The sequence below is a fragment of the Rhizobium cauense genome, from assembly GCF_019511525.1.
GTDB classification, from domain to species: Bacteria; Pseudomonadota; Alphaproteobacteria; order Rhizobiales; family Rhizobiaceae; genus Rhizobium; species Rhizobium cauense.
Window position 1 is genome coordinate 1 of the sequence record NZ_JAEUAT010000043.1, and the last position, 9,031, is coordinate 9,031.

A 9,031-nucleotide genomic window follows, 5' to 3' on the forward strand; every position below is an offset into this window, starting at 1 on the left:
AAAAGTGGTGCGATGATCGCCCACTCTTCATCGCTAAGTTCATGACGGCGCATATCAATCTCCTTCCAAGGACATTGAATCATCATCGTGACTAAAGCGAAACCCTTTTATGGGGACGCGACCTAGTAGGCGCTGCTGCGAAGCAGTTCACCTCATGAACATCACAGAGCTCGCCACAGATCTCTACCAGGCGCATGGTAGTGGGCGCAGACGATGATCCGGCAAAGGCTGCACCCGCGATGACCGCGAGGATGAGGAGCGCCCTGTATGTGTTCGATATGACGGTCCTCTCCAGAACTACTGGCTTACTTTTTCGAAGGTCAAGCGATAGACCGCACCCGATCGATCGCGGTGGGTTGGTGATGGTCATGGCGAGTTTCGCCCTGAGGCGTTTACTTCGACCAGTCTTCATCCCCCTCGGGCGACGTCGCCGAAAGCAGCGCTCATCTTCACTTCTACGTTGACGTCGGTCGGGAATTGGTGGCGCGATGGTTGATTTGCTTCGCGTAGAAGATTGCCTGTACGCTCATGGTGTCTTCTCCTTTGTTGGTCCGGTACCGCCGGACACGAATCTCGTGGTAATTTTTAGGTCCTCGAAGTAGGAGCGTAGAGCTACATCAACGTCAGCTCGTGCCTAAAGCTAACCCGTGCTACCTTCGTTGAAACGGAGGAGACCAGCTTGGAAGACCCTGAAATCGAACGACGTGCGAAGCAGCTATGGACAAAGGAAAACCCGGGAAGGCCCTGGCAACCTGTAGCCCAGCGTATTGAGCTGGGGCAGGATCTATCAATCGGCGCAACGGAAGAGGACCGAAAGCGATACATTCAACGGGTTCGAGACGGCGAGTAGCTAAGCCGCAAGCAGCAGACGTATTCACTTCGAGGCGGTTGCAGTATAGCTTCAACGTTCCCGTCTAAGGGGAGCGGAGATGACAAAACGTTTCGTATATACCATTTTTGTCTTGGTGCTTGCCGGGTATTGTCTGTGGTGGGTCTACAACCATTGGTGAGAGGCTTGGCGGTAGGCGTAATAATATGACAGCGACACGCGGTACCGTCCGATTCATGGAGTCCCGCCGCCGCCCGATCGCAAAGCCGCCCGAAGGCGGCTCAGATTTTGGGTGCTTTTTTCCTATCGCAGGAGGTGGATGGTCTCACAATCGCACAGGCGCTGACCTTCTTCCAATTGCCACGCCAGCATCACAAGCACTTGAAATCGACCAACATGCTTGAACGCCTTAACGAGGAAATCCGCCGCAGGACCTATGTCGTGCGCATCTTTTCAAATGCAGAGAGCTGCTCGCGCCTCGTCAGAGCCCTCGCCGTTGAAACCCACGAAGAATGGATGGAGGTCAATCGCTTCATCAACATGGACGATCTACGAGAGCACAAAAAACTCGCTATGAGCCAAGCCGCATGACCGCCCTATTTGCTGATGGGAAAAACGTCTTTCAACTGCATGGAGCCACAGACAGCGGATCGACCGCGTTCGGCAGCATTCGTGGAAACCGACCCATTCCGGATCCGTGGTCATGTTGCGGATTTCGACGCGATTGTCGATGAAATCGTCGCGGCCAGTGCGAGGTCGCGCGAAACCTTTCCTATGATTGCGGACGTCGCATATGGCGATGGACCTGATGAAACGGTGGACATCTTCTTTCCGAAGGCGGCCTCGTGAGAACCTTCCTGTCCACCTGTTTATCCACGGCGGCTATTGGCGAATGTTCTCGAAGCGAGACTACTCTTGCATCGCCAACACCGTCACTTTGGCCGGCGCTATCGCCGTGATCGTCGACTATTCGCTCATGGCGGGACAGCGGATGAAGTGATTGTCGATCAGGTCGTGCGCTAAGCGATGGGTGATCGAATGTATCGCAGATTATGGAGGCAACCCTGTCAGGTCTTTCTGTCAGCGGGCACTCCGCCGGCGCACATCTCGCGACATTCATTCGAAGAAAGGGAAAAAGCTTCTTCTGTTCAGGGTGCTCTTTTGCTCGGCGGCCTTTATGATCTTGCGCCGCTGCGGCAGTCCTTTTTGCAAAGGGAGATAGCACTGACGGCGGCCGAGGTATCCCGCTTCACGCCCCTTTCCCAGCGCCATGATGGGGATTGTGACGTTGTTCTGGCTGTCGGTGAAAATGAAACACTTCCTTTTCATGAGCAAGCGAATGCTTTCGATAAGCACCTCACACCCCAAGGTCTCTCGGTATCATCCAGGATCATAGCTGGTCGCAATCTATGAACTCCGTCCGCGACCTGGGAGCGCCGGGAACCGAGGCGGGAGATCTTCTGATGAGCGTCATTAGTGCCAGACACCCTGAAGCAAGCGCAAAGACGCATAGTGGTACTGCGCCCTGCATCTGAGGCAACATTGGGATCTTCGTCTTGATACAATTAGAGGTCGTTCTCGCTGCGGTAATCTGGAGCCGACCACGTACCGCAGGCAGCTAGAGCATGAGACGCCAAAGCCCGCGCTGAGCTTCCTTGGAGCCGTTCTTCGCTATCCCATGCTAATTGGTTATCTGGTTGACAGGAATTTCTCTCGCATACTCGATGTGGCTCACGCCGATCGATCTCTTCGGCCGACCAGCGTCAGCAGATCGTTGACCCAACTGCCATCAGAGAACGAAGGGACCATCCTCCTCGTCCTCCTTTGTCAGGCAGTCAGCCGTCGTGGGCCTCTGCCCAATGCGGATACGTCACGTAGATCGTTAGAGCCCCCTCGCCCTCCGTAGTGATCGTCACGGCCTCGCCCTTGGGCATGTAGACAATCTCGCCCGGTCCCGCAGTCAAGGTTCCCGCGCTCGTCGACACCGAAACCCTGCCTTCGATGATGATCATCACGTCGTCTACGGCCATCGTCTCCGTGAGACTTTGGTTCGCGGCGTAGCGGCCATAGCCGATGGTAATCGGCCCGCCGTTTTTCTCGTCGACCAGATTTCCGACAAAGATATCGCCATCCTGTCCGGGAGACCGAACGAGGTTGGCGTCGGCCACGCTGAATTTCTGCACCTTCATTGTCTTCTCCCTATGGTGAGCGAAGGAGGTAACGCGAAAGTCAGGACCGCCAAGGCCGACCGGACAAATCCAAGTTTTCGACGAGCCGCCACCGCTTGATGGCGTGACCGCCGGGGTATATGCGAACTTGTAGATTGTCTCGTGGCTGAACGGAGATCGGATAGCGTTCCAGGCGCGTGCGGCCTGCAATCTGCTGTGGCGACCAGCCGTGTAAGGTCCGGTCGATGACAGATTCCCTGACGTCAGAGAAGCGCGCCAGCTTCCTCAGTTTCGCACGCCGGTCACAAGCGGTATCGTGTGATGTGACGCAGTAGTAGCCATTGAGATCCGGAACATCGTTATCGATAAACGTGTTGCGTTAGATCTCCTGAAAGATCGTCGGACGATGCCGCCAGAGCTTCTCGGCAATACTCTCAAAACGCTCAGGCCCGTTATTAGCGAGGGATCTTGCGTCGTTCATTCAGATGATGTCCCGCAACGTGGAGTAGGTCGGCGGTGTTGCCTCACGTTGGCAGGAGGCAGCGGGCCGCTCATAAACTGCGGGGTACCTGGCGTACCGGGACACCCACCCTGGCGGCGAACGGAGCCGCGACGGCGGCTGAAATCGAACGTCCGATCGCTGCTTCGACGTTCAGCATGCTCTTTCCCGCCATACCTACTGTATAATCGCTCGCCCAAACCACCGCCCCGTCCTGTTTCCTGATCAATCGAGCGGTCGTTCGGAGGTCGTAGTCCCGCAATCGGACGCTTCCTTCGAGCATGAATGTCGGGAGGGCTTTGTCCTGAGAGTAAGGCATCTCCCCGGTTGCCACTTGTATTTCCTTGAATTTGGTGAGGCCGACAACAATCTCATCTGTAATGCCGCTCAATACATCTCTGGCGATTGTCGCATCGCCGATTTTTTCAAAGGGTTTGACGACGATAATGGTGACTCGATCTCCGCTTGGCGGGGTCGCCCGCGCAAAGTAGTTGTGCTCGACGATAGCGGCAAGTATCACAGCGGCAATCAGGATTGCCAACGCACCGAGCATAATCCGGCTGAGCAAGCGAGTTTCTCGCTTTGCCGGTATCGTTGCTCTCTCCTCCGACGTATCTGCGACGGCATTTGAAGACGTTTGGCTGCCTGTTTGAGTGTGCCTGCTTGACTCCACCAGCCTTCTTTCGAACCTTGGGACATAGCCCCCGCCCGGCACAGAAATGAGGATAGGGTCGGCTTCCCCACCCGTTAGGTAGTATCGCTCCAATGCGCGCCGCAGATGGCTTGCAGCGATGCGTACACAAGGATCGTTCTGTGCATCGAAAGAGGCGTTCCGCTTAAAAATACATTGAGCGATCGTAACGGCTTTCAGATACTTGGCTCGACCGTCGAGCGTCTCCTCCACGATGAATCGCAAAAAGCCGCGCGTCCGGTCGGGAAGAATGAAGTCAGGGCTCGCGAGGATTCGTTCAAGTTGGTCTCGCACCTCTTCAGGAGGTGCGACAGTGGGGTCATTTGTTGCAGCCAAACCTTTCATCGGAAAACTCCGAGGAAGTTAACTCACGGTTCAAGAGATATTAGGTCGATAGGGCCACCGCAATTGGTTTTTTAAATGGACCCATAAAAGGCCGCGCTAATATTCAGAGGCTAGAACAGCAACGAACGCAGAACATACCGTAACATACTTCCCAAATCTCTCGCGATTGCTACGATGTGCCGTGAGGGCGAGCCAATGGCCGGAACAAATGGGACGACGAACAACTATCGGGGGTCCGCGCGATCGGGATTGCGTCGGTTGATGCTGAAGCTACCTTCTTATCGCCTACGCTTACAGGCCTTTGCGAGCTCGACTTCTTCTCCTGACATCCGCGAACTTTTCGAAGCCTACGACATGGCCTGCGTTGCACTTGAGAGATTTCGGTATGACGGGAGCGATGCTTCGCTGATCACGGAATATGAGACAGTCTGCGCCGAATTGGAAGCAGATATCGTCCGCGACCTCGAAGAATAGTCGCACGTTGACGAATATTACTGCCAACCTAGATGGGCAAAAAACGCCAATGGGTCAGCCTTGCTGGCTTGATTAGCGGCTCCTTGAAGAGCAGTGTTATTCAAGGTATCTCGAACGTTCAAGCTCAAGCTAAGTCAGTGAAAACCGACCAAAGCAAAAGCCAGGATTCAGTAGCGACACAACGTAAAGGCTCCAAAGACTTGAAAACCCTCTGGAGCCTTTCGTTTGTCTGGTGCCCTTTTCGTCAGCGCTATTCCGATCTATTAGGTAGCAGTCATGATCGTTGGTCCAAGTGAGGCTGGAGATGGCCAATGACTGAGGGGGAAATTGGCTGGCTTACCGCGATTTTCGTCGGCTTCCTTGCTGGCTGGATGGCGGACAATTTTATGTATACGCATTTGCCCTTCGGATGGGCTGCAATCGGAATGTCCGGAGCGTTCATTCTCAACGCGCTGGCCGAGAAAGCGGGCTATCATTGGGGCGGTTGGGTGACCTTCTTGCTCCTCGGTTTTTTCGGCGCCTGCCTGCTTCTCATTCCTGTTCGAATTTATATTGTCCGCACGCGTCTTCCCCAACCGCCGGATGAGTGGTGACACTGCAAGGGTTTCCAAGGAACCGCCCCGCCCTTTGTTCGGGGACTAGGACAACCTCCGGCGCTATCACTTGAGCAAGTGGATCGCTCCTGTGCTGAAAATGCTCTCGGCACCACCTGCCCTATAAACACTTGTGGGCGGATCATCTCGTCTTCTCGCAGGGCGGCGTTTCGCCACCTTATTGCCGGTCTAAGAACGATCTCGATTCATAGTGCTGCCCCGGCAACGAGATACGCGCCGGTATTGCTGATCTCGGCCAGCGCTGCGCGCAGTTTCAAGAGCCGGTTGCGCATGGTTGGCCGCGGCTTCTCCATCTCCTCGACCTCTAGGACGAGAAGGTCGAGGAGTTCAAGCATGATGTCACTCTGCAACATCCTTTGGAGAAGTTCGGCCCGCTCCCTATTATTAATCCGGTTTATCACTGGTTCCCTCCATCAGTTTCCGAAAAATGCCGTCAGCGCGACAATGCCAGCGCAATGCGCCCAAAATCGCCAATTACCCATCATCTACCGGCGCACCGCATCTCGGTTCCGACGGCGAATGCATCTATGGCATGAGCAAACTTCTAGATTGTGCCCCATCTTCATCTCCGCACGTTGGCGACCTAATGTCTTTCGCACGCCATATGGCATCAGCCAATTGAATCGACGCGTGTGGCCCTCCGAGGAAAAGTGAATGTCAGACAGATGGAATTCTAATTTAGGAGGAAGGAATGAGCAGGACAGTCCCCGGCAAGCTTCTAAGCGTCAGTGCGGCCCTCGCCATGACACTTTCCGCGTCGGTATTCGCGCCCCCCGCGAAGGCCCAGCAGGCAACACAGACTCCCCCGCAGACCGCCAAGCCCAATATCCTGGTGATCTTTGGCGACGACATTGGCCAGACCAACATCAGCGCCTACAGCGACGGGCTGATGGGATACCGAACGCCGAACATCGATCGCATCGCCAAGGAAGGCATAAGGTTCACCGACTACTACGCTGAGAACTCCTGCACCGCCGGCCGCTCGACGTTCATCACAGGTCAGGCCTGCCTTCGAACCGGGCTCTGCAAGGTCGGCGCTCCCGGCGCACCGGTAGGTCTCCAAGCGAGCGATATGACGATCGCACAGGCGCTGAACGCTCGGCTATGCCACGGGGCAGTTCGGCAAGAACCATCTTGGCGACAAGGACGAGTATCTTCCCACCAACCATGGCTTCGACGAGTTCTTTGGAAACCTCTATCACCTGAACGCCGAGGAGGAGCCCGAACAGCCGACGTGGCCAAAGGACGATCCGGCATTCCTCAAGGCATATAATCCAAGGGGCGTCGTCAAAGCTTCGGCGGATGGCAAGATCGAGGATACCGGCGCTCTCAACAAGAAGCGCATGGAGACCATCGACGACGAGACCACCGCTGCCGCGATCGACTTCATCAAGCGCCAGGTGCAGCAGGGCAAACCGTTCTTCACCTGGATGAACACGACGCGCATGCACGCCTTCACGCATGTGCGGGAATCCATGCGCGGACAGAGCGGCATGAACTACAACGAGTATGCCGACGGAATGGTCGAGCACGACGGCGACGTGGGAAAGCTCCTAAAGGCCCTCGATGACCTCGGCATCGACGACAACACCATCGTCGTCTACACGACCGACAACGGGCCCAATCAGTGGTCCTGGCCGGACGCTGCGACAACGCCTTTCCGATCCGAAAAGGACACCAACTGGGAAGGCGCGTTCCGCGTGCCCGCAATGGTTCGCTGGCCGGGCCATATCAAACCTGACCAGGTTACAAACCAAATGATGTCCGGTCTCGACTGGTTTCCAACACTGCTTGCCGCAGCCGGAGATCCTGAGGTCAAGGACCGGCTCCTCGCAGGCTGGAAGCCGGAAGGAAGCCTGACGACCTTCAAGAACCATCTCGATGGTTACAACCAGTTGGATTTTCTGACCGGGAAGTCCGACAAGAGCGCCCGGACGAACTTCTTCTATTTCGATGACGACGCCAACCTCGTCGCGGTCCGCTTCGACGAGTGGAAAGTCGTTTTTCACGAACAGCCGGCCCCTGGGGGCTTTGCGGTCTGGCAGACGCCGCTCGTCACCTGGCGCGTTCCTAAGCTGTACAATCTGCGCATGGATCCATACGAACGGGCCGACATCGTTTCGGACCAGTATAACGACTGGTTGGTTCGAAACGACTTCCTGCTGGTGAAGGGGCAATTGGCTGCCGCCGAATTTCTCCAGACTTTCGTGCAGTATCCGCCAAGCCAGCGCGGCGCGAGCTTCAACATCGAGGGAGTCCGCGCCCAGGTCGACCAGGCCATCGACGAGTCATTCAAACAGCGCGGCCTCGAGAAATAGAGCATCGAAGAAAGCGCGCCGAACGCAGGGAAACCTTCTTGCGTTCGGGCTTGGAGGTGCAAAGTCGTAGCGGAGATCGAATTGGTTCAGACAGCGAAGCTATATCTTGCAGCGACGGCTCTTGTTGCGCCCCTTTCTCTGAGCCCTGGCCACCGCGAGCTGTAACTCGAGCGCAAGCGGCGCTTACTTGGCTGCCACATCGAGGCACCTCACAGGGACGCTATCGTTCGAATTGACACATAAGGTACAGGCACATGCCCCCTAACACAGCCTTGCGACCAGCTTTTACTCCACGTAGAAAACCATATTGCCGTTGCGCGCCCTCATGACCCACTCGATGTCATCGGGCGTCAGCTTTTTAGCTTTTAGCTGGGCGACAAGCCACTTGTTTTGACGTGCCGCTGCTCGAATTGCCTTTACGTGCCGCTCGTCGCCGGGTGATGGATGCGAGCCCGTCTCATGCGCTGTCCGATAGCTCACGACGGAGAGTCTACTGCCGTGGTAGGTCCGCACATATTCAGGGAGGCTTTCACTCCAGTTCATCCTCCGGTACTCGCGTCGTGTCTGCTGCGCGTCCACCTGCAGTGCAGGGACAAGCGTCGAGATCAAAGCTCCAAACACCACGGTCAGCTTCATCATCTTCGTTTCCTCCAGTGGGATGATTCACTTGTCAACCTAACCGATATCGAGCCTGCAGGCACTGCGCGTAGTCAATCGTCCCCCTCGCCTAAGGTTGCTCGCTTCGCAAGAATGGAAAACGAGTCAGCCTATGTCTGAATTGGACGCCAGCGAGCGATGGAAGCTTCCCTTCAATTCGTTCCTCCTGAAGCAAACTGCGCGCTCGCCCTCAATCATGCCATCTATGCGTTGTCACCTTCAGTGGAGGTAGTCCCTCTCACTCGGACCGTGCTCTTGACGCCCCATCGCCAACCGCTGATTTCGGGCATGTCGTCGCCATACTTTTCAATGTACTGCCTGTGTTCGATCAGCTTCTCGTGGATCGCCTGCTTGAAATAGGCCGCCCGAGCGCCGAGCTGCGGCAGGCGATCGATGACATCCTCGACAAGGTGGAAGCGGTCCATTTCGTTCAGGA

6 protein-coding genes and 4 pseudogenes are annotated in these 9,031 nt (G+C 56.0%); 4 read left to right on the top strand and 6 right to left on the bottom strand.

Annotated features, from left to right (window positions below):
* Positions 1–1,156 precede the first annotated feature (1,156 nt).
* Positions 1,157–1,420 (top strand): annotated as a pseudogene (locus JNB88_RS32845) (transposase); the annotation flags it as partial.
* An 81-nt stretch (positions 1,421–1,501) separates the two neighbouring features.
* Positions 1,502–2,364, top strand: a pseudogene (locus JNB88_RS34755) (alpha/beta hydrolase).
* Positions 2,365–2,664: 300 nt separating this feature from the next.
* Here the strand turns inward: JNB88_RS34755 and JNB88_RS32855 are convergent.
* The 3 genes and pseudogenes from JNB88_RS32855 to JNB88_RS32860 form a co-directional block, all read right to left on the bottom strand.
* The gene (locus tag JNB88_RS32855; protein WP_220359131.1) at positions 2,665–3,018 is read right to left on the bottom strand and encodes an AraC family ligand binding domain-containing protein; all 354 of its coding nucleotides are present in this window, start codon (positions 3,016–3,018) and stop codon (positions 2,665–2,667) included.
* An 85-nt stretch (positions 3,019–3,103) separates the two neighbouring features.
* Positions 3,104–3,482, bottom strand: a pseudogene (locus JNB88_RS34080) (IS30 family transposase); the annotation flags it as partial.
* Between the two features lie 66 nt (positions 3,483–3,548).
* Complete coding sequence (locus JNB88_RS32860; RefSeq protein WP_223217437.1) at positions 3,549–4,532, bottom strand: hypothetical protein; 984 nt, start codon at positions 4,530–4,532, stop codon at positions 3,549–3,551.
* A 785-nt stretch (positions 4,533–5,317) separates the two neighbouring features.
* Between JNB88_RS32860 and JNB88_RS32865 the strand changes: the two genes are divergently transcribed.
* The gene (locus JNB88_RS32865; protein ID WP_220359132.1) at positions 5,318–5,599 is read left to right on the top strand and encodes a GlsB/YeaQ/YmgE family stress response membrane protein; all 282 of its coding nucleotides are present in this window, start codon (positions 5,318–5,320) and stop codon (positions 5,597–5,599) included.
* A 206-nt stretch (positions 5,600–5,805) separates the two neighbouring features.
* Here JNB88_RS32865 and JNB88_RS32870 read toward each other — a convergent pair whose 3' ends face one another.
* Complete coding sequence (locus tag JNB88_RS32870) at positions 5,806–5,955, bottom strand: hypothetical protein (protein WP_220359133.1); 150 nt, start codon at positions 5,953–5,955, stop codon at positions 5,806–5,808.
* Between the two features lie 356 nt (positions 5,956–6,311).
* On the opposite strand from JNB88_RS32870, the pseudogene JNB88_RS32875 reads away from it, so the two are divergent.
* A pseudogene (locus JNB88_RS32875) lies at positions 6,312–7,938 on the top strand (arylsulfatase).
* A 285-nt stretch (positions 7,939–8,223) separates the two neighbouring features.
* Here JNB88_RS32875 and JNB88_RS32880 read toward each other — a convergent pair.
* Both JNB88_RS32880 and JNB88_RS32885 read right to left on the bottom strand, forming a co-directional pair.
* Positions 8,224–8,577: a hypothetical protein gene (locus tag JNB88_RS32880; protein ID WP_220359134.1), complete on the bottom strand. Its 354-nt coding sequence runs from the start codon at positions 8,575–8,577 to the stop codon at positions 8,224–8,226.
* Positions 8,578–8,798: 221 nt separating this feature from the next.
* Positions 8,799–9,031: phosphoketolase family protein (locus JNB88_RS32885; RefSeq protein ID WP_220359135.1), on the bottom strand; the 233-nt coding region annotated here is incomplete at its 5' end.

Coding starts and splice junctions, on each gene's coding strand:
- JNB88_RS32855 (WP_220359131.1), bottom strand. CDS start 3,018: ATGAAGGTGCAGAAATTCAGCGTGGCCGACGCCAACCTCGTTCGGTCT.
- JNB88_RS32860 (WP_223217437.1), bottom strand. CDS start 4,532: ATGAAAGGTTTGGCTGCAACAAATGACCCCACTGTCGCACCTCCTGAA.
- JNB88_RS32865 (WP_220359132.1), top strand. CDS start 5,318: ATGACTGAGGGGGAAATTGGCTGGCTTACCGCGATTTTCGTCGGCTTC.
- JNB88_RS32870 (WP_220359133.1), bottom strand. CDS start 5,955: ATGCTTGAACTCCTCGACCTTCTCGTCCTAGAGGTCGAGGAGATGGAG.
- JNB88_RS32880 (WP_220359134.1), bottom strand. CDS start 8,577: ATGATGAAGCTGACCGTGGTGTTTGGAGCTTTGATCTCGACGCTTGTC.